18 protein-coding genes are annotated in these 20336 nt (G+C 68.8%); 5 read left to right on the top strand and 13 right to left on the bottom strand.

All coding sequences use genetic code 11. From position 1 onward, the window contains the following. From KM176_RS15030 to KM176_RS14990, 9 genes are all read right to left on the bottom strand, one after another. Positions 1 to 1374 (bottom strand): amidohydrolase family protein, encoded by a 1374-nt coding sequence (locus tag KM176_RS15030; protein ID WP_160894657.1) that lies wholly within the window; start codon positions 1372 to 1374, stop codon positions 1 to 3. Beyond that, positions 1371 to 2897, bottom strand: a complete 1527-nt coding sequence (locus tag KM176_RS15025) for a GMC family oxidoreductase (protein WP_160894658.1) — start codon at positions 2895 to 2897, stop codon at positions 1371 to 1373. Before KM176_RS15025 ends, KM176_RS15030 begins: the two co-directional genes overlap by 4 nt. Beyond that, entirely contained in the window at positions 2897 to 3505 is a 609-nt protein-coding gene (locus KM176_RS15020; protein ID WP_160894659.1) for a thiamine pyrophosphate-dependent enzyme, read from the bottom strand. Before KM176_RS15020 ends, KM176_RS15025 begins: the two co-directional genes overlap by 1 nt. Next, complete coding sequence (locus tag KM176_RS15015; protein WP_160894660.1) at positions 3502 to 4002, bottom strand: thiamine pyrophosphate-binding protein; 501 nt, start codon at positions 4000 to 4002, stop codon at positions 3502 to 3504. The genes KM176_RS15020 and KM176_RS15015 overlap by 4 nt, the downstream gene beginning before the upstream one ends. 106 nt (positions 4003 to 4108) lie before the next feature. Further along, a complete protein-coding gene (locus tag KM176_RS15010; protein ID WP_160894707.1) occupies positions 4109 to 5026 on the bottom strand; it encodes a LysR family transcriptional regulator in 918 nt (305 codons plus the stop codon). Then, on the bottom strand, positions 5026 to 6828 hold the full coding sequence (locus KM176_RS15005) for an adenine deaminase C-terminal domain-containing protein (protein ID WP_160894661.1): 1803 nt from the start codon (positions 6826 to 6828) through the stop codon (positions 5026 to 5028). Before KM176_RS15005 ends, KM176_RS15010 begins: the two co-directional genes overlap by 1 nt. Positions 6829 to 6845: 17 nt before the next feature. Continuing rightward, the gene (locus KM176_RS15000; protein ID WP_160894662.1) at positions 6846 to 7475 is read right to left on the bottom strand and encodes a glutathione S-transferase family protein; all 630 of its coding nucleotides are present in this window, start codon (positions 7473 to 7475) and stop codon (positions 6846 to 6848) included. Next, positions 7472 to 8125, bottom strand: a complete 654-nt coding sequence (locus KM176_RS14995) for a Rieske (2Fe-2S) protein (RefSeq protein ID WP_160894663.1) — start codon at positions 8123 to 8125, stop codon at positions 7472 to 7474. Before KM176_RS14995 ends, KM176_RS15000 begins: the two co-directional genes overlap by 4 nt. Further along, positions 8122 to 8388: a hypothetical protein gene (locus tag KM176_RS14990; protein WP_160894664.1), complete on the bottom strand. Its 267-nt coding sequence runs from the start codon at positions 8386 to 8388 to the stop codon at positions 8122 to 8124. The genes KM176_RS14995 and KM176_RS14990 overlap by 4 nt, the downstream gene beginning before the upstream one ends. A gap of 290 nt (positions 8389 to 8678) precedes the next feature. Between KM176_RS14990 and KM176_RS14985 the strand changes: the two genes are divergently transcribed. Genes KM176_RS14985 through KM176_RS14965 form a run of 5 tightly spaced genes read left to right on the top strand, consistent with a single transcriptional unit; the run spans position 8679 to position 14767 of the window. Next, positions 8679 to 9803 carry a BMP family ABC transporter substrate-binding protein gene (locus KM176_RS14985; RefSeq protein ID WP_160894665.1) on the top strand — a complete coding sequence of 375 codons (1125 nt, stop codon included), beginning with the start codon at positions 8679 to 8681 and terminating at the stop codon, positions 9801 to 9803. Between the two features lie 3 nt (positions 9804 to 9806). After that, positions 9807 to 11366, top strand: a complete 1560-nt coding sequence (locus KM176_RS14980) for an ABC transporter ATP-binding protein (protein WP_160894666.1) — start codon at positions 9807 to 9809, stop codon at positions 11364 to 11366. Beyond that, positions 11363 to 12424 carry an ABC transporter permease gene (locus KM176_RS14975; RefSeq protein ID WP_160894667.1) on the top strand — a complete coding sequence of 354 codons (1062 nt, stop codon included), beginning with the start codon at positions 11363 to 11365 and terminating at the stop codon, positions 12422 to 12424. Before KM176_RS14980 ends, KM176_RS14975 begins: the two co-directional genes overlap by 4 nt. A gap of 1 nt (position 12425) precedes the next feature. Beyond that, complete coding sequence (locus KM176_RS14970) at positions 12426 to 13361, top strand: ABC transporter permease (RefSeq protein ID WP_160894668.1); 936 nt, start codon at positions 12426 to 12428, stop codon at positions 13359 to 13361. Next, positions 13358 to 14767: an 8-oxoguanine deaminase gene (locus KM176_RS14965; RefSeq protein WP_160894669.1), complete on the top strand. Its 1410-nt coding sequence runs from the start codon at positions 13358 to 13360 to the stop codon at positions 14765 to 14767. Before KM176_RS14970 ends, KM176_RS14965 begins: the two co-directional genes overlap by 4 nt. 10 nt (positions 14768 to 14777) lie before the next feature. On the opposite strand, the gene KM176_RS14960 is transcribed toward KM176_RS14965, so the two are convergent. From KM176_RS14960 to KM176_RS14945, 4 genes are all read right to left on the bottom strand, one after another. Continuing rightward, positions 14778 to 16079 carry a type II toxin-antitoxin system HipA family toxin gene (locus KM176_RS14960; RefSeq protein WP_160894670.1) on the bottom strand — a complete coding sequence of 434 codons (1302 nt, stop codon included), beginning with the start codon at positions 16077 to 16079 and terminating at the stop codon, positions 14778 to 14780. Continuing rightward, positions 16079 to 16324, bottom strand: a complete 246-nt coding sequence (locus tag KM176_RS14955) for a helix-turn-helix domain-containing protein (RefSeq protein WP_160894671.1) — start codon at positions 16322 to 16324, stop codon at positions 16079 to 16081. The genes KM176_RS14960 and KM176_RS14955 overlap by 1 nt, the downstream gene beginning before the upstream one ends. A gap of 89 nt (positions 16325 to 16413) precedes the next feature. Further along, a complete protein-coding gene (locus KM176_RS14950) occupies positions 16414 to 19824 on the bottom strand; it encodes a molybdopterin cofactor-binding domain-containing protein (RefSeq protein ID WP_160894672.1) in 3411 nt (1136 codons plus the stop codon). Continuing rightward, a complete protein-coding gene (locus KM176_RS14945; RefSeq protein ID WP_202397826.1) occupies positions 19817 to 20293 on the bottom strand; it encodes a (2Fe-2S)-binding protein in 477 nt (158 codons plus the stop codon). Before KM176_RS14945 ends, KM176_RS14950 begins: the two co-directional genes overlap by 8 nt. Positions 20294 to 20336 lie beyond the last annotated feature (43 nt).

Here is a 20336-nt window from a genome sequence, read left to right as displayed (position 1 = left end):
TCAGTTGTCGGTCCATTGCCGGGTGCCGCCGCCATTGGCGTCAAGCCAGGCCTGACGGCGGGTGAAATGCGCGGGCGCCAGACGGTGCACGCGTTCGATGATCTCGGCCATGTTGCCGGTCTTCAGCTGGCCGTCCTCGACGACGATCTCTCCGTTGACCATGGTCATCGACACGTCGCTGCCGCGCACCGCGTGGACCAGGTTGTGCTGCAGGTTGAACCAGGGCCCATCGGGATGGAACGGCACCATGCGCGGCTGATCGGCGCGCAGGGCGATGATATCGGCCTTCTTGCCGACCTCCAGCGATCCGGTGACATCACCCAGCCCGAGGGCCTTCGCGCCAAGCGAAGTGCCCATTTTCAACACCTGCCAGCTGTCCATGGCGGCGGCGTCGCGGTGGCGCAGCTTGCCCAGAAGCGAGGCGACCTTCATGTCCTCGAACATGTCGAAGTTGTTGTTCTCCTTCTCGCCATCGGTGCCGATGCCGACGGGCACGCCCAGCTCCAGCATCTCGGCAATCGGCGCGATGCCGGAGGCCAGCTTCATGTTCGACACCGGGTTGTGCGCGACCGAGACGTTGTGCTGCGCGATCAGCTCCACCTCGTCCTGATCCAGCCAGACGGCATGGGCGAACATGGTCCAGGGGGTCTCGAAGAAGCCCAGGTCCTTGAAGACCTGCATCGGCTTCTTGCCGTAGCGGTCCACGTACCCCTGCTTCTCGATCTCGGCCTCGGAGGAATGGGTGTGGAAGCCGGTGTTGTGCTTCTTGGCCATGTCGATGGCGCGCTGCTGGCCCTTCTCGTCGGCGTAAAAAAGGTGTTCCAGACCGACCCAGACGTTGACGCGCCCGTCCGCCCCGCCATGCCAGCGCTCGATCAGCGCCTCGTTCATGTCGAGCGTGTCGAAATAGTCGTAATCGGGATGCTCGCCCACGTAGGGCACCGCCACCAGCCGGTTGCCCAGGGTTTCGGCGGCCCGGGCCGAGCCGTCCATGTAGCGCCACATGTCGACGATGGTGGTGGTGCCACCCAGCAGGCTTTCGGCATAGGCAAGGTAGCTCGCCGCCTCGGCCTCTTCTGACAGCAGGCAGCGGTGCATCGGGTTGATGTGTTTCGTCAGCCATTCCCAGACCGGCAGGTGTTCGGCGGTGCCGCGCAGGAAGCCGGAATGGGCATGGGCGTTGATCAGGCCCGGCATCAGCACCATGCGGCCCATGTCCTTCACGGGCAGGTCGGGATGGGCGGCCAGCACCTCGGCCTTCGGGCCCACGGCGGCGATGGCATCGCCCTTCACCGCGACGGCGCCGCCGGCGATCACGCGCAGATCGGCGTCCATGGTGACGACGGCATCGGCGGTCAGGATCATGTCGGTCATTGATCTTCCAGTACGAATTGGGCCGCCCGTTCACCGATCATGGTGACGGGGGCATGGGTGTGGCAGGCGGGAATGTCCGGAATGACGGAGGCATCGGCGACCCAGAGGCCGCGGGCGCCCTTGACGGCGAGGCGCGGGGTGACGGGGGCATCGTCCCCCTGCCCCATCCGCGCGGTGCCGCAGCAATGGAAGAAGGTCGAGGTGGCGCGGCGCACGAAGGTCTCTGTCGCGGCGCCGGTGAGCTTCGTGTCGGGGGCGGCATAACCCGCGAAGAGGTCCCCGAAGCCCGCGCTTGCCACCATGTCCTGAAGGAATTCGACACCCCGGATCAGCGCCTGAAGGTCGCGCGGATCCGAGAGCAGGTTCGGCTGGATGTCCAGGGGCGCATCGGGGGCCGCCCCGCCCAGCCGCATCCGGCCCTTCGAATGCGAGCGCATGACGCCAAGGCCGATGGCAAAGACGTCGCCCTCAAGATCGTAGTGATCCCAGAGCGCCGGCACGGCGGAGCGCCCCTGCACCGGGAAGGCCAGCAGATCGGCCTGCTCCAGCGCCGCATCGGATTTCCAGATCGTCAGCGTGCCCCCGCCATTGCCCTTCATCGGGCCAAGGGGGCGGGAGGCGCGGAAGTTCAGCGCCCGGATCAGCGGGTGATCCTGAAGGTTCTCGCCCACCCCTTCGGCGCGGATGCGCAGGGGCAGGCCAAGGCGGGCCAGCTCGGCCTCGGGGCCGATGCCCGACAGCTGCAGCAGGCGCGGCGTTTCCAGCGCCCCGGCGGCCAGGATCACGCCACGGGTGGCTTCCAGCCTTTCGCTTTGACCGCTCCGCCAGACCGTGACGCCGCAAGCGCGGTCGCCGTCAAACAGCACTTCGGTTGCCCGGGCGCCGGTCAGCAGGGTCAGGCCGGGATGGTTCAGGACCGGCTCCAGATAGCCCATGGCCGAGGTCCAGCGCCGCCCGTCGGGACCAATGTTGAAATTCGCCAGCGCCACGCCAAGGGGTTCGGACCCGTTCGGATCGGCGTTTTCCGGCAGGCCCATCGACCGTGCCCCGCCCAGCATGGCCTGTGTCAGCGGATGATCGGGATCGGGCGGGGTGATCTGCATCGGGCCATCTTCGCCGCGCAGGGCGTCGGGCGCACCATGCCAGGTCTCGCAGGCCCGAAAGGCTGGCAGGCAGTCGTCCCAGCCCCAGCCCGGCGCAACGGCGTCCCAGCGGGCGTAATCCGCCGGGACACCGCGATACCACATCATCGCATTGGTGGCGGAACTGCCGCCCAGCCCAAGGCCCCGGGGGATCGGGATCTCGCGCCCAAGGATGCGCTCCGTGGGGGTGTAGCGGTGCCCCCAGTCCCAGCGGCCGCTTTGCAGGGCGAACCAGCCGGCGGCATCCTCGATCTCGGGGACGCCCAGGGTGCTTTCGCCCGCCTCGATCAGGATCACCGAGGCCCCGGCCTCCAGCAGGCGGCGCACCACCGGCGCGCCCCCCGATCCCGATCCGACGACGATGTAGTCCGCGCCGCTCATCAGTTGTGCTCCGACGGGCCCATGATGGTGATGCCCTCGGTCTTCTCGACATGGCGCACGAAGATGTACTTGTCCTCGCGCCCGTCGGAATGCTTGCGCTTGATTTCCGGCTGCACGGTGCCGGCGACCTTGGCGACGACGATATAGGGTTCGCCCGCCGCGAGGCCCGCTTCGCAATGGGCGTCGAAGTCCTCAAGCGTGCGGGCGGTATAGGCGTGTTTCACCCCCGCGCCCTGCGCGATGGCGGCCAGATCCACGGTGCCCGAGGCGGTGTGGGTCTTCGGGCCGCCGATCGACTGGTACTGTTCGTTGTCCCAGACCACGATGAAGAGGTTCTTCGGTTTCTCGTTGCCCACCGTGGCCAGGATGCCAAGGTTGAACAGCAGCCCGCCATCGGTATCCAGCGACACGATCTGCCGCTCCGGCAGGCCGGCGGCCAGACCGAAGGCCTGCGGCGTCACGCAACCCAGCTGCTGCTGGAAGAGGGACGCCTCGCGCATATGCGGCGCGGCATTGTACCATTCATCGACCGAGGCCCCGAGCGAGAGGATCACCAGCTCGTTCTCCAGCCGGGCGGCCAGTTTCGTCATGCAGTCAAAGCGTTTCATCGCACGATGCTCCCCGAAAGGGCCACGGCCGTGTGGTAGTAGGAGGAATAGGCCAGCTCGTAGGCATCCACGATGGCCTGTTCGATGCGCGCTTCCTCGCGTTCGACCACGTAGGGGATGCGCAGCGCCTGAAGGACCGGCTCCATGGTGATGCCATGCGGCACGGCCCACCAGTTGTTTTCGCCCATGTCGCCGCGATAGCTCATCAGCATGACGACGGGGATGCCGGCGCCCAGGCCCATCCGCGCCAGCGGTTCGACAGAGGCACGCAGACCCGAGTTCTCCATCACCAGGGCGGCGCGCTTTCCCGACAGGAAGACCCCGCCGCAGATCGCCGCGCCCTCGCCCTCGTTGGTGACCTGGATGGTGCGGATGTCGGGATCGGCATCCAGAGCCGGGTACAGTTCCTTGAACAGGCTGTCGGGCAGGTAGCAGACGATGCTCACTCCGGCCCGCCTGAGGCCGCGGATCACCGCGTCTACGGCGCTTTGTTGCATGGGGGGATCTCTTTCAGAAGTCTTTCAGGGGCCAGCCTGTCAGAGCCGAGGTGTTCCGAAAAGACGCTCATTTCGGAACCGGATGTTCGCCTTTATGCAACACCTTTCAGAACCTCTCGATCATCCGGGTCAGGCTGTTGCCAAGCGCCTCGGCGGCTTCCGAGGTCTCGCCCTTGGGGCGCCCGATCAGGGTCAGGCGCCGCGAGGCCAGCCGCGCATCGCTGAGCGGGATGAACACCAGCTGACCGCGCGCGATCTCGGCCTCGACGCCCAGGCGGGTCTGCATGACAGTGCCCAGCCCGCGCGTCGCGAGATCCACCATCAGCGCGATGGAATTGGTGCTGGTGCGCCGCGACAGTTCCACGAAAGAGCCGGCAAAGACCTGTTCGACGGAGTTCGCCAGGGTCAGCGATCCGTCCGACAGGATCACCCTTTCCCCTGCAAGATCATAGACCTTCAGCGGCCCTTCATGGCGGGTCAGCGGGCTGCCGGGCGGCACCAGAACGCCCAGCGGCAGCGCCACCGCCGCCATCCGGCGGGCGCGGCGCGGCAGGCGCACGTCGAAGGCCACCGCCAGATCGGCATCGCCCGCCGCCACCATGTCGGCGGCCTCCTGCCCGGAGGTGACGCGGACATCCACGCTGACCTCCGGATGACGCACCCAGAAGGACGAAAGCACCTCGGGCACCATGCCGCGCGCAACGCTTTCGATCACCGCAAGCGTCACCGAGCCGCGCCTGAGCCCGCGCAGATCGCTCAGCCCCGTCATCGCCCGGTTCAGTTCCGAACTCGACTGTTGCAGGTGGTAGGACAGCAGTTCTCCGGCCGAGGTCAGCCGCAGCCGCTGCTTGGTGCGTTCGAACAGCGGCATTCCGACATCCTCCTCCAGCTGCTTGATCGTGCGGCTGATCGAGGAGGGCGCGACATTGAGCGAGAGTGCCGCCTGCCGGATGGAGCCCAGCCGCGCCACCAGCATGAAGTGGTGAACGCGGGAGGAGACGAGGCCGAGCCGGTGAAGATCCATCACTCGGCCGATTCAAAAAGCGGCTGGATCGCCATTTCCGGCACCAAAACCAGCCCCTTGTCGGTGATGCGGATCTCGGGGATGACCGAGAGCGGGATCAGGTTGAAGCCCATGTAGGGGATGGTGCAGCCGGCCTTTTCCCATTCGACCTTCAGCGCCTTGACCTCTTCTGCGACGACGCCCACGCGCTTGTCCGACAACAGCCCCGCAACGGGCAGTTCGACCATGGCGGTGACCTGGCCGTCCATCACGACGCAGACGCCGCCCTGCGCCGCCTCGATCGCCTGAAGGGCCACGGCCATGTCGGCCTCGTTGGTGCCCGCGACGATGATGTTGTGGCTGTCATGCCCGACCGAGGAGGCCACCGCCCCCGCCTTCAGGTTGAAATTCGACAGCAGGCCATGGGCGACGTTGCCCTGCGACTTGCCATGCCGTTCCACCACGGTAACGAAGCACAGGCCGTGGGTGTCGAAATGGCTCTGCCAGTCGTTCGCGGGCTCAAGCCGGATCTTTTCATGCGGCAGGGTGATGCCCGGAAGCTCGGTCCGGATGGCATGGGCGATGACCGGCGCGGTCGGCAGGTCCGGGGTCAGCTTCAGCCCCTTCGGCAGCTTCACCGTGTGATAGGCGGCCTCGGGGTAGCGGTAGGGCTGCGACAGCGCCTGATCGAGGCGCGGCGTGACCTTGCCGTGCTCGACCATCAGTTCACCGCCATACCAGGTGTTCACCGGCTTCAGATCGTCGTCCAGCAGCACCAGATCGGCGCGCCGCCCGCCGCCCAGGCCGCCGATCTCGTCGCCCATGCCAAACCGCGTGGCACCGTGGAGCGAGCCCATGGACCAGGCGGTTTCGGGCTTCATCCCGCAGGCCACCGCCTGCCGCGTCACCCAGTCGAGCCCGAAGAGCATCAGGTCGTCGGCGTCGCGGTCATCGGTGCAGACCGCCACCCGCTTGGGGCTGGCGCCGCGTTCGGTGATGACCCTGATCGCCTCGGGAAGCGAATGCCAGGGCGTGGTGGGCGGGCCGCCACGCAGGAACAGCCAGATGCCGGCTTCCATCAGGTCCTCGGCGATATCCACGTCGATGGCCTCATGGGTGTCGGTGACGCCCCCGGCGGCATAGGCGGCGACGAATTCGCGCCCGTAGACATGGCCCGAAACCGGGCGCCCGCGTTCCAGCGCCGCCTGGATGATGGCATGGCTGCGCGGGTCGGACATGGCGACGGGGACGAAATCCATCTTCTCGCCCAGGGCCACGGCCTCGGGCCATTTGTCGAAGAGGGCCGCGATCTTTTCGGGCGTCAGGTCTCCGCCCGCGGTTTCGAGCTCGGGCGAGGTCGCGGGCACGGTGGAAGGCACCGTCAGGAAGATCGACAGCGGCGCCTGGCGGGCATCTTCCAGCATCGCCTCGACGCCGGCCACATCCATGACGTTGCCGATCTCGTGACTGTCGCAGAAGATCGTGGTGGTGCCGTTCAGCAGCGCGGCTTCGGCATAGGCGCAGGCGGTGATCATCGAGCTTTCGATGTGGATATGCGGATCGACCAGACCCGGGGCGATGATCCCGCCGCCGGCATCATAGCGCGGCGCCGCCCCCCTGTAGCTGCCCGCCGGCATCATCGCCGCGATGCGCCCGCCCGACAGCCAGAACTCCTTGCCCGGCAGGGTGCGCTGCGAATAGGTCGACAGCGCCCGCGCGCCTGTGATCACAAGGTCGGGCTCGGCCCGGCCCGAGGCGACATCGGCCAGCTGCCGGGTCATGCCCGACAGCGGGGCCACGGAAAAACGGGTGATCTTCGTCATGTCATCTCCTCCGGGGATCAGTGGTAATCGGGAATGCCGGGCATGGTGATGAACCCCTCGCAGCGGCGCACCCGGCGCGCCCAGAGGCGCAGGGCAGGAAAATCGTCATGGTCGATGCCGAAATCGCGCGACAGCGCGAAGGGCACGAACAGCGCCAGATCCGCGAGGCTGAGCGTTGCCCCCGCCACGTAGCCCTGCCCCAGCGTGCCCTGGCGGGTCATGTGGTCTTCGAGGAGGCGCAGCAGCGCGCGGCTGCGGGCCCTCAGCGCGACCTCGTCGCCCGGGGCATCCATCAGCGCGCAGGCCCGCGCGGCGCTGGCCACCGCCAGATCGCGGTCCGCGAAGATCAGCCAGTCGTGCATCCGGGCCTGTTCGGCCGGGTCAGCGGGGATCAGCGCCCGCGCGCCGGGCAGCCCGGCAAGATAAAGCTGCATCGCGGCGGGCTGGCACAGCACCAGACCGTCATGCTCCAGCGTCGGCAGCCGCCCCAGCGGGTTCTTCGCCAGATAGCCGCGCGACAGGTGATCGCGCCCCGGGAAGGCATCGAGGTTCACCAGGTCCAGCGCCACCCCGGCCACCGAGGCGGTCAGCCGCAGCCGGTAGCACTGATCATCAAGGTCGTAATTCGACAGAACGGGCGCGCTCATGCCGGGATCTCCTCTCCGGCGAGGCGGCGCAGCCATTGCGCGCGCTCCAGCAGGTCCAGCAGCAGCCCGGTGCCCGGCGCACCAAGCGCGGTGATATGCAGCGCCGAACGGGTCGCCGAGAGCGCCTGAAGCCCGATGCGCAGCTGCACCGCCCCCGCATCCAGCAGCGCAACCTGCCCCTCGCGGATCAGCGGGCCTTCGAAGGCTTCGGGAAGGGCGGCCAGCGCGGCCTCAAGCGGTACGTCCAGCACGAGGGAGCGCACCGGCGTCACCGTCGCGTCATCGGGGGGCGGCCCGGCGGGATCGCCCAGCGGCTGGAAGACCCAGATCATCCCGGCGGCCTCGGTCGCGGCATAGGTGGTCGCGCAGATCGTCGCGGGCACGTCCAGCGCGGGATGCGCGGGGATGCCAGTGCAGCGGCCCGACCCCTCGAAGGCCCAGCCATGGTAGAGACAGGTGATATGGTCGCCGCGCACGAAACCGAAGCTCAGCTTCATGCCCCGATGCGGGCAGCGATCTTCCCAGACATGGGCGGTGCCGGCCTGATCGCGCCAGACCACGATCTCCTGGCCCTCCAGCAGGGTGCCGGCAGAGCTGCCCGCTTCGATGTCGCGCGACAGCGCAATGGGGCTCCAGCCCGGGATCGTCATGGTTTCTCACTCCGGTTGCAGGGGGTGGCGGTCCGGATCACCTCCCGGACGAGGCAATCGGCAGGGCCGAGACTCATCGCCATCTCGAACGCCTCGACAAGATCGACCGGGCCGCTCACGCAGAGCGTCGCAGTGGTCGAATTTTGGGCAACCACGCGCAGACCGAGCGAAAGTCGCCCCGCCCTGTGTTGCGCGAATTCGATGAAACTCGCTTCGGGAAGGGTCCCGAGAAAGGTGAAAGTCGCCGTCTGTCGCTGCGTCATGAAAGGGGTCTTGCGCCTTGTTTTCAAGGCTTTCCTGTAGGGGTCACGGCCCGGTCGGGGCCTGTGTCGCGCCCAGTAAGGCAAGTGCACCCTCCCGGGTCAAGTGTTGTTGAAAACGCAACAACAGCATCTGTTTTTTCGATCTTGGCACCAGGACCACCGATGCCGCAGGTTTTCCCCAGCCCCGCCCCGACGCCCTCCGGTCCTGCCGACCGGACCGCGCCCGACAGGGGCGGAAGGCGCCACTCCACCAGAACAGAGCGCCGCTCACAGCCAGAGGGTCGAACCGAATGATTTCCACCAAAGAGCTTTCCCGCCGCGGGTTTCTGAACATGGGCGCCGCCGCGGGTGCCGGCCTCGTGCTGTCGCAGACCGGGCTGATCCGTCCGGCCCATGCGGCGGCCCCGCTGGCCCCCGTGAAGGCCGAGGAGGCGCTGATCGCCTTCGGCCATACCGGCCCCACCTCGGACGAGGGCTGGACCTGGGCGCATGACCAGGGGATGAAGGCCGTCGAGGCCGCCTTCCCCGGCATCAAGACCACCTATGTGGAATCGATCCCCTATTCCGCCGACGCCACCCGGATCTTCCGCCAGTTCGTCAGCCAGGGCGCCAACATGGTCTTCGCGACCTCGAACTACGGCGATTTCCTGTATGATGTCGCCAAGCGCGCGCCCAAGGTCGGCTTCTACGAATGCGACGGGCGCAACCCGCTCGACAACCTCGGCACCTACTACGTGCAGCACTGGTACCCGACCTATGTCGCGGGCATCGCCGCCGGCGCCATGTCGCCCACCGGCAAGCTGGGCTACGTGGCCTCCTTCCCCGTGCCCTCCGTCTATTCCGGCACCAACGCCTTCCTGATGGGCGCCCGCACGGTGAACCCCAACGCCACGCTGCAATGCATCTCGATCAACAGCTGGTTCGATCCCCAGGCCGCCACCCAGGCCGGCACCGCGCTGCTGGACAACGGCTGCGACGTGCTGTTCGGGATCATGGACGAGGCCGGCTACCTTCAGGTCGCGCAGGATCGCGGCAAGAAGGCCGTGATGTGGAACACCGACCTGCGCCGCTACGGGCCGGATGCCTACATCAGCTCCATCGTGGTCAACTTCAACGACTTCTACGTCAAGCAGGTCGGTCGCCGCCTTGAGGGCTCCTGGACCCCCACCTACGAGCTGCTGCCGATGGGCGGGGGCGTGGACCGCGATGCCTGGGGCGCCACCGTTCCCGCCGAGGTCGCCGCCAAGGCCGATGCCGTGCGCACCAAGATGATGACCGAGGGCTACAGCCCCTTCGTCGGCGAGATCAAGGACGCCAAGGGCAACATCAAGGTCGCCAAGGGCCAGACCATGACCGAGCAGGAGCTCTATCACTGGAACTGGTCGATCGAGGGTGTCTCCGGTCTCGACGGCTGATCCATGGCCGAGGAATCCGTGCAATCGCGTCTCGGGCTGAAGCCCGGGACGCCGCCGCTGGTCGCGCTTCGCGGCGTGGCCAAGTACTTTCCCGGCGTGATCGCGAACGAGGACGTGAACCTTGCGATCTACCCGGGCGAAATCCACGCCCTTCTGGGCGAGAACGGCGCCGGCAAGTCCACGCTGATGAACATCCTCACCGGCATCTATCAGGCCGATGCCGGAGAGATCGTGGTGGATGGCGAGACCATGGCCTTTGCCTCTCCGGTCGAGGCCATCGCCGCCGGGATCGGCATGGTGCACCAGCATTTCAAGCTGGTGCAGGCCTTCACCGTGGCCGAGAACGTGCACCTTGGCTGGTCGCAGACGCCCGCGCGCATCTCCGCCCGCGATCTTGAGGCGCGCACGCTGAAGCTGTCGCAGGATCTGGGGCTGGCCGTCACCCCGGGCGCGCGGGTCTCGGACCTGTCCACCGGCGAGCAGCAGCGGGTCGAGATCCTGCGCGTGCTCAGCCGCGATGCCCGCGTGCTGATCCTGGACGAGCCGACCGCCGTGCTGACACCGGCAGAGGCGCAGGAACTGTTCGTCGCGCTGCGCGCCTTCACTGCGCGCGGCAATGCGGTGATCTTCATCTCTCACAAGCTGGACGAGGTGATGGAGATCGCAAACCGCGTCACCATTCTGCGCGGCGGTCGCAAGGTCGCCACCGAATGGACCGAGAACTGCTCGGAAAAGGGTCTGGCGCAGATGATGGTGGGGCGCGAGATCGTGCTGAACACCCTGCGCGGCCGCCCCGAGGGCGCGGGTATCGGCGCCCCGGTGCTGGAGCTGCGCGATGTCTCCCTGAACGCCGGCGACCTGTCCCTTCTGAAAAACATCAACCTGACGCTCCATGCCGGAGAGGTGCTGGGCATCGCCGGGGTCGCCGGCAACGGCCAGCGCGAACTGAGCCACCTTCTGACCGGCATGAGCACCCCCAGCGAAGGTGCGGTGCTGCTGGAAGGGCAAGACGTCTCGCGCAGCGGCGCGCGTGCCATGGCGCAGGCCGGTGTCGGCCATATCCCCGAGGACCGGCTGCATGCCGGCATGGCCCCCGCCCTGCCGATCACCGACAATGCGGTGCTGCGCGAATACGACCGCGCGCCGCTCGCGAAGGGGCCGTGGTACCTGCCCCGGCAGGCCTTCCACCTGGCCCGCGAGATCGCGAAGATCGCCGAGGTCGCGGTGCCCGATTTCGCCATGCCCGCCCGCAACCTTTCGGGCGGCAACCAGCAGCGGCTGGTGGCGCGTCGCGAGATGCGGATCGCCGACAAGGTGCTGATCGCGGCCTACCCCTCGCGCGGGCTGGACGTCGGCGCCATCAACACGATGATGCGCTACTTCGTAGAGCTGCGCGACAGCGGCGTCGCGGTGGTGCTGATCTCCGAAGAACTGGAAGAGCTGATGAACCTGGCCGACCGGATCGCCGTCATGTTTCACGGCGAGATCATGGGCATCCTGCCCGCCGAGGGCGTCGACATCGACGAGATCGGCCTGATGATGGGCGGGAGGCGCGCGGCATGAGCACCTGGCGATTGCAACGCCTGCCCGCGGCCTCGCCGCTGGTCTCGCTCTCGGCGCGGCTGATCTCGGTCGTGCTGGCGCTGGTGACGGCCGGGATCATCCTGGCGGCGACGGGCAAGAACCCGCTCGATCTGGGGGCGCAGGTGATCTCCTCGACCTTCGGGTCCAGCTTCGGCATGGCCGATCTGGCGCTGCTGTTCACGCCGCTGCTCTATACCGGGCTTGCGGTGGCCGTGGGGCTGCGCATCGGCGTCTGGAACATCGGCGCGGAGGGCCAGTTCAACCTCGGCGCCTTCGCGGCGGCGGGCGTCGCGCTGTTCCTTCCCGGGCCCCCGGCGCTGATCCTGCCGCTGATGGCGGTGATGGGCATGGCCGCCGGGGCGCTCTGGATCCTGATCCCGACGCTGGCGCGCGCCTATGCCGACGTGTCCGAACTGATCACCACGCTGCTGATGAACTTCGTCGCCGCCCTTCTGGTGACCTATGTGGCGACCGGCCCCTGGCTGGATCCCTCGGGCATGGCGCTGGCCACCACCGCCCGCCTGCCGGTCGAGGTGCCCGCCGTCTGGGATATCGTGCACTGGGGCCTGCCCGTCGGGCTGATCCTGGCGGTGCTGCTGGCGGTGGCCTTCGGCTTTACCCGCTGGGGCTACGAGGTGCGCATCGGCGGATCGAACCCCGGCAACGCGCGCTACGCGGGGATGCCCGTGCGGCGCCACCTGATCACCGTCATGCTGGTTTCGGGCGCCATTGCGGGCCTGGGCGGCATGATGGAGGTCGCCGGCACCGTGCACCGTCTTCAGGGCGGGATTTCCAACAATTTCGGCTATATCGGCATCATGGTCGCGGTGCTGGCGCGCGCCGCGCCGCTGGGCGTGATCTTCACCGCGCTGCTGATGGCCGTCATCCTGAACGGCGGCATCATCCTGCAACCGCAGGGGCTGACCACCCAGACCGTGCTGGCGGTCACCGGGCTGATCCTGTTCTACGCCGCCATCGGCGACGAATTCGCCCGCTACCGCCTGATCCGCAACGCCAAGCCCGCGGGGACACGCTGACATGGACATTCTTGCAGGCCTGATCCAGACCGCGCTTCTGGCCGGGGGCGTGCTGGCCCTTGCCGCCCTGGGCGAGGTGCTGGCCGAACGCGTCGGCGTCGTGAACCTGGGCGTCGAGGGGCTGATCGCGCTTGGCGCCATGACCGGCATCGCCGTCGTCTCGGTCACGCCCGAGCCCTGGCTGGGCATGGCGGCGGCCCTTGGCGTGGGCCTTCTGGCGGGCATGATCTTTTCGCTGGCGACCGTCGTGGTGCGCGCCAATCAGGTCCTTGCCGGTCTGGCGCTGACCTATATCGGCACCGGCCTTGCCTCCACCCTGGGCAAGCCCTTCTCGGGCGCGCCGGCGCAGGCGACCTTCGCGCGGCTCGACATTCCGGTCCTCTCGGACCTGCCCTTCTTCGGGCGCGCCTTCTTCTCAAGCAACATCCTGGTCTACATCATCTTCCTGGTGCTGCCGCTGGCGCTGCACTACCTGATGTTCCACACCCGGCACGGGCTGAACATGCGCGCCGTGGGCGAAAACCCCGCCGCCGCCGATGCCGCCGGCATCCCGGTGCTGAAGATGCGCTTCTGGTACACCTCCATCGGGGCGGCGCTGGCGGCGGGCGCGGGCGGCTACCTGACGCTGGCCTTCGTCCCCTCCTGGTCCGAGGGCGTGGTTGCGGGGCGCGGCTGGATCGCCGTTGCGCTGGTGATCTTCGCGGGCTTCCGACCGATCAACACGGTGCTGGCGGCGCTGCTCTTCGGCTTCATCACCGCGCTCGGCTTCGTCGGTCAGGCCCGCAACTGGCCGGTCGCGGCGCCGATCCTGGCCATGCTGCCCTATGCGGGCACCATCGTGCTGATGATCCTTCCCGTGCTCGCCTGGCAGAAGATGCGCCGCCTGATGGCCGCCCCCGAGGGGCTGACCCAACCCTATTTCCGGGACGAACGATGACCACCACCTTTCTCAAGAACATCTCGAGCCTCGCCTGTTTCGACGGCACCGCCCGCGATGCCGGCACCGAGCTGTCCGACGCCGGCATCCTGATCCGCGACAAGGTGATCGAAAAGGTCGGCCCCATGGCGGCCTTCGAAGGCGTCAGCGCGGACCGGGTGATCGACATGACCGACCACGTGGTCATGCCCGGCATGGTCAACACCCACCACCACTTCTACCAGAACCTGACCCGGGTGATGGTGCAGGACGATCCGCTGTTCGTCTGGCTGAAGACGCTCTACCCGATCTGGGCCAATATCGACGATGCCGCGATGGAGACCACCGCCCGCATGGCCATGGCAGAGCTGATCGCCTCGGGCTGCACCACGTCCTCGGATCATCAGTACATCATGCCCAACAACTGCACGCTGGACACGCCGATCCGCGTCGCGCAGGAGATGGGGATGCGGTTCCACGCCGCCCGTGGCGCCATGAGCCGGGGCGAAAGCCAGGGCGGCCTGCCCCCCGACAGCTGCGTGGAGGATGAACAGGCGATCCTCAGGGATGCCGAGCGGCTGATCCAGACCTACCACGACATGTCCGACCAGGCGATGACGCGGATCGTCGTGGCGCCCTGTTCGCCGTTTTCCGTCACCCCCGGGCTGATGAAGGAGGCCGCGCAGCTGGCCCGCAGCCACGACGGCGTGCGCCTGCATTCCCACATCGCCGAGGTGCTGGACGAGGAGGTCTACTGCCAGGAGATCTACGGGATGCGTTCGGTCGGCTTCGCCGAAAGCGTCGGCTGGCTGGGAGAGGACGTCTGGTTCGCCCATGCGATCTTCCTCGACGATGCGGAGATCCGCGCCTTTGCCGAGACCGGCACCGGCGCCACCTTCTGCCCCTCGGCGCACATGCGCTGCGGCCTCGGCATCATGCGCGCGCGCGAGATGCTGGATGCCGGGGTGACGGTGGGGCTGGGGGTCGATGGTTCGGCCTCCAACGATACGTCGAACATGTTCCTCGAGGCGCGGATGGGCATGATGCTGCAACGGGTGGCGCCCAACCAGTACCTCTCGGCCAAACCGGGCGGGCGCGGGGGCTTCGGCGGCACACCGGGCGCCATGTCCGCGCGCGAGGTGCTGTGGATGGCAACGCGCGGCGGCGCAAAGTTGCTGGGGCGCGACGACATCGGCCAGATCGCCCCGGGCAAGGCCGCCGACGTCATCGCGGTCAACCTCAACCAGCTGGGGCTGGCAGGCACGCAGCGCGATCCGCTGGCCGCACTGGTGCTTTGCGGGCCGTTCCAGGTGGATTACGCCTTCATCAACGGCGTCCCGGTGGTCGAGCAGAAGGCCTTCACCCGTTTCGATACCGAGGCGGCGCTGGCCGACCACGCCCTGACGCTGAAGCGGATCTACGCCTGAGCCGAGGGCGCTAAAGCGCGGCGGCCAGCGCTGCCGCGCGTGCGCGCACGCCCTCGGCGGTGACCTCGGCCAGGGGCGCGGGAAAGTCCGCCGGCAGTGCCTCCAGCGTGGCGCTCAGCGCCGGTTCGACCCGGGCCGCGACCTCCTCCAGAAGGGACTGCATCAGCGCCACGCCATGGCCCGAGGCCCGCGCCACCTCAAGGTAATGGCGCGGCACCACCTCGTTGATGCGGTAATGCCCGGCCACCGCCATCGCCAGACGCAGCCGGTTCTGCCGGATCTGGCCGTCCTGCATCGCCTTCTGGGCGCTCAGCACGTCGTAAAGCGGCGTCATGCGGAACCCGCCGCCGGGCCGCAGCGCCAGGCTGAAGTTCTTGGCATGGCCATCCGTCGCCCCCAGCAGCCAGAACAGCAGCTGCGCGCGCAGGAAGGCCTGCTGGTCGGCGCCGGGCCGGTCGCTGCCCTGCAACAGCCCCAGCCCCTCGGCGATGCCGGGGCCGCCATCCATCTGGTACTTCAGCCCCGGCGGCACGCCGAGCGCCTGGCAGAAATCCTCCTGCGGCAGGCGGATCAGGCGACCATCGGCGGTGCGGCGGCGGTCGAACCGGGTGACGACGAGGCTGCGCATGTCCTCGAAATCATGGATCGCGACCTCGGCCACATCGGCGCCCATGGCGCGGCAGAAGGACATGCAGAGATATTCGTTTTCCACGCTGTCGGACAGGTTGATGCCGTTCGGCAGCACCCCCAGCTGGGTCTTGAAGATATGCGTCGTGGGGGTCAGACCGGCGGGGCGCAGCCAGCCGCCCTCGTGCCAGAGCAGCGCGGTCTTTTCCTGTGCCCCGGCGATGGAGATGCGGAAATCCTCGCCCTCGTCCAGGCCCAGGGGCGCCACGGCAAGATTGCGCAGCAGCGCCGCCACCTGCGCCTGCGACAGCGGCGTGCCGTCGATCCCCGGCGCGGGCTCCGGCGTGCCTTCGGGCAGGAATTGCAGCGCGCCCACGCAGTCGCGACCGATCTTCTCCAGCAGGTGCCAGGCATCGGTGCCGCCCGCCCTGACCCGCGCCGCAACCCGGGTGCGGATCGGCTGGTAGTCGGGCAAGAGGTTCTCAAGATAGGCGCTGACCAGGGCGCCCCGGTGCGGCGCCTCGCGCAGCGGCAGCGAAAGCGAGACCGGCATCGCATGTTCCCAGCCCAGCCACCCGGGCGCGTAGGTCAGGCTGATCGCCCCCGATCGCGCCATCTCGAGCGTGCCGACGTGGCGCCCGTTCAGCTGAAGCCGCATCCGGCCCGTCCCGCCCGTGCGGGCCATCAGAAGATGTCCTCCGGATCGGCACCGCCGGCGCGCGGCTCCAGCTGCAGCTCCAGCTCCAGCGCGGCCAGAACGCTCAGCAGCGTGGCGAGCCGCGTTCCCGGCTCACCGTTTTCCAGAGAAGAGATCGTTGCCACCCGCAGGTTGGTGCGCGCGCTCAGGTCGCCCTGGGTCAGCCCCTGCGCCTTGCGGGCGCGCCGCAGCGCTTCGCCGATCTGATCCGCCGTGCGAAGAGCCTGCCGCATCTGTGCCCCCTGAATTTACGCCACGGCGTAAGATTGCACAATTTACGCTATGGCGCAAATTCTACTTTCTTACGCTAGGACGTAAATTTTCAGGAGTCCGGGAAGGGCTTCAGATCCGGGGCGTATCGGGCACGCAGGAAGTCGGCGATCTGGTCGATCTGGTGGTCCGAAAGCTCTTCTCCGAAGGCGGGCATGTCGCGCAGGGGCAGCTCCAGCGGGGCGGTGATGCCTTCCCTCAGCAGGCTGCGCAGCGTCGCGCGCGTCGGCGCCCGGATCGCCGCCGAACGGGCCAGCGGTACCTGGGCCGCCGTCAGCGCACCGGCCAGGCCCGGTTCGTGGCAACTGGCGCAGGCGCCCCGGAACAGCCGCGCACCGGGGCCGGGCGTAACCTCTGCGAGGGTGGGCACGGCGGCGGGGGCAACGTCGGGGGCCGCGAGGCTGGCAAGGTAGACCGCCATCGCGCGGCGGTCGGCCTCGGGCAGGGTCGCCAGACCTGCCACGACCGGCGCCATCGGACCGGCGGCGCTGGCCAGTCCCGGCGCATGGCCGGTGCCGAGATAGGCGAACAGGCGGTCCTCGTCCCAGCCGCGCAGCGCCGGGGCCGTGCCCGCCAGCGCCGGCGCCCACCAGCCATCGACCTCGGCGCCCGAAAGCGCCGCCGCGCCACCCTTCTCGGCGCCAAGCGCGCTGCGCGGACTGTGGCAGGCAGAACAATGCCCGGCCCCCTCGACCAGATAGCGGCCCCGGTTCCAGGCCTGCGAGCGCGCCGGATCGTCGACCAGCGGCGCGCGGTCAAGGTAGAGCAGGTTCCAGGCGGCATTCACCGGGCGCAGGTTCAGCGGCGCCACCATCCGCGCCCTCGGCACCGCGGCGCGCACCGGCGCAAGCGTTTGCAGATAGGCATAGAGGGCATACATGTCCTCGCCGTCCATTTTCGCGAAGGCGGTGTAGGGGAAGGCCGGATAGAGGTTGTGACCATCGCGGCTGATGCCCCGGCGCATGGCCCGGTCGAAGGCGGCAAAGCTCCAGTTGCCAAGGCCGGTTTCGGGGTCCGGGGTCAGGTTGGTGGTAAAGACGGTGCCGAAGGGCGTCTTCATCGGGCGCCCGCCGGCATTGGGGGAACCGTCCTGCGCCGTGTGGCAGACCGCGCAATCGCCGGTCGCGAAGACCTGGCGACCGCGTTCCAGCAGCGGGGCCGCGAAGCTGGCCGCCGAAGGTGCCGCCTGTGGCGGGAGCGCCCGTGCCATCGGCAGGGCCACCGCCCCCAGGGTCAGCGCCCCGGCGATCCCGCCCGCCCAGGCGGCCCAGCGACGCCGGCGCGGCTTCTGCCCGGCATCCGGCGCCGGGAGCGGTGGCGCGCCGCCCAGCTCTGCCAGCCCGGCGCGCATCCGTTCCGGGGTGAAGGGCGCCTCGCGCAGCCGCACGCCGGTGGCATCGAAGATCGCATTGGCAATTGCCGCCGCCGCCGGAACGGCCGCACTTTCACCGACGCCAAGCGCCGGATCCCCGGGCCGCGCGATCAGCATGGAGCGGATCTCGGGCAGGGTATCGAAGCTCTGGATCGGGTAGCTGCCCCAGCTTTGCGGCGCCGGCGTGATCGCATCCACCGTCACCTCTTCCAGAAGGGTCCGGCTGGCGGTCTGGATGACATTGCCGTGGATCTGCTGGCGCACCCCGTCGGGGTTGATCACCAGACCCTGATCCTGCCCGACGAAGACGCGGGTCAGGGTGATCTCTCCGGTCCGGGTGTCGACCGCCACGTCGCAGACCCAGGCAGAGGACGCCGCCGCCGTGCCCGGGAAGGTGCCGTGCACATAGGTCGCGAAGGCAAAGCCCTGACCATAGGCCATGCGCCCCTCCCGGCGCAGCCGGGGGCCGGAGCGCGCCTGCCAGCCGGCCTCTTCGGCGGTCTTGATCACCAGATCCCGGGTGCGCGGATCGTCGAGGTGCTTCAGGCGGAAGGCCACCGGATCCTCGCCCGCCTCTGCGGCCATCTCGTCGACAAAGCTTTCATGGGCGAAGGTGTTGGGCAGCGCCGAGACCCCGCGCATCCAGGCCGCGCGCACCAGCGGCGCCATGTCGTGCACGGTGATGCGCTTGTGGGCAATGCGGTAGGGCGGGATCGCGGTGCGGTCGCCCATGTCGGCGGAGCGCGGTTCCGGAGAGATCCGGCCGGTCAGCAGCAGCGCCAGGTTCGGGCCGCGGTTCGACGGATACCAGGTGTCGAGCGTATAGGCGTGCAGATGCCCTGCCTTCAGCCCACCCGAGACCTCCATCAGCTGGGCGGCGCCGCGCGGCTCCCAGAGGTGTTCCTGCGCGCGGGTCAGCTGCACCCGGACCGGACGGCCCAGGGCGCGCGCCAGCAGCAGCGCATCGCCCGCCACGTCATCGGCACAGTTGCGCCCGTAGCAGCCCGCAGCCTGATGGCGGCGCACCTCGATCCGGTCGGGCTCCAGCCCGACCAGCTGCGCCAGATCGCCCTGCAGCATGTGCGGGTTCTGGGTGCCGGACCAGACCACAGGGGCGCCGCCGTTCCAGTCCGCCACCGCGCAGGACGGCCCGATGGAGCCATGCAGGTGATAGGGCCAGACATAGCTGCGCGCCGCCCGGTGATCGGCCCCGGCCAGGGCCGCCTCCACATCGCCGCTGCGTTCCAGAACCCGGGGCATCGAGGGGGCGGCCTTCAGCGCGTGGCGCAGGTCCGACAGGTCGGGCCCCGGGGGCGGCTGGCGCCAGTGCACCGGCAGCGCCTCGGCCAGGGTCCGGGCCTGATGCGCGGTCTCGGCCACCACGGCCAGGAAATCGCCCTCTCGCACCACGGCCAGAAAGCCCGGGCGGGTGGCAATGGCGGCCTCGTCCCAGCCCAGCAGGCTGGTGCCGATGAAGGGGCCGCTGTCGCGCCCGGCATAGGGCGGGCGGATCACATGGCCATGCACCATGCCCGGCACCCGGATGTCCTGGATGTAGTCGAACTGCCCGGTGACCTTGGCCGGCAGATCGACCCGGCCCACGGGGCGCCCGACGATGCGGTAGCCTGCCGGATCCTTCACCGGCATGTCGGGATCCAGCCGCATCGCCAGATTGTGCCCGGCCACCAGATCGCCAAAGGCGACCTCGGTCTGCTGCCAGAGCGCCCGGCCCTCGCGGGTCTCGACCTCGGCCAGGGGGGCGTTCAGGCGGCGCGCGCCCTCGCCCGCCAGGAACTGCCCCAGCTGGGCGGCGGCCTTGCGCAGCGGCACCGCCGCCACCTGGATCGTCTCGGAGGCGATGGTCGGCCCCTGGTTCGGGGTCCGCCCGGTGTCGCCCAGCACCACCGTCACCGCCTCCAGCGTGCAGCCCAGTTCCTCGGCGACGATCTGCGCCAGCGCGGTCTGGATGCCGGTGCCCAGATCGACATGGCCGTTGAAGGCCGTGACCTGGCCGCGCCCGTCAATCTGCACATGGGTCATGCGCCCCTCGGGCCGGTCCTCGTAGACCGAGATCATGCCGCCCTCAGTCATCGGCCTGCGCTCCGGAGGCCAGCAGGACAGAGGCGACGATCTCCCGGTGGGTGCCGCAGCGGCAGAGGTTGTCGCGCAGCGCCGCCTCCACCCGCGCCCGGTCCGGCGCCGGGTCCTGCCGCAGCAACGCCACCGCCGAGATCACCATGCCGTTCAGGCAATAGCCGCACTGGGCACCCTGCCGGTCGATGAAGGCCTGCTGCACGGGATGCAGCCTGCCGTCCGGCGCCAGCCCTTCCAGCGTGGTGACCTCCTGTCCCGCGACGCGCCCCGCCCGCAGCACGCAGGCCCGCGCCACCTGCCCGCCCACCAGCACCGAACAGGCGCCGCACTGGCCCTTGCCGCAGCCGTATTTCGGGCCCTTAAGCGCGAAATCGGTGCGCAGCACATCCAGAAGAGAGCGCGTCGGATCGACCTCGCCCTGCACGGGCCGACCGTTGAGGACGAAGCGTAACTGTCGAGATGCCAAAGCCAATTCCTTTCCACCCCGGGCAGATCCGGCCCCGAGCCTC

It is taken from the genome of Pseudooceanicola endophyticus (assembly GCF_018760365.1).
GTDB classification, from domain to species: Bacteria; Pseudomonadota; Alphaproteobacteria; order Rhodobacterales; family Rhodobacteraceae; genus Pseudooceanicola; species Pseudooceanicola endophyticus.
This window is presented reverse-complemented; position numbering and strand designations above follow the sequence as displayed.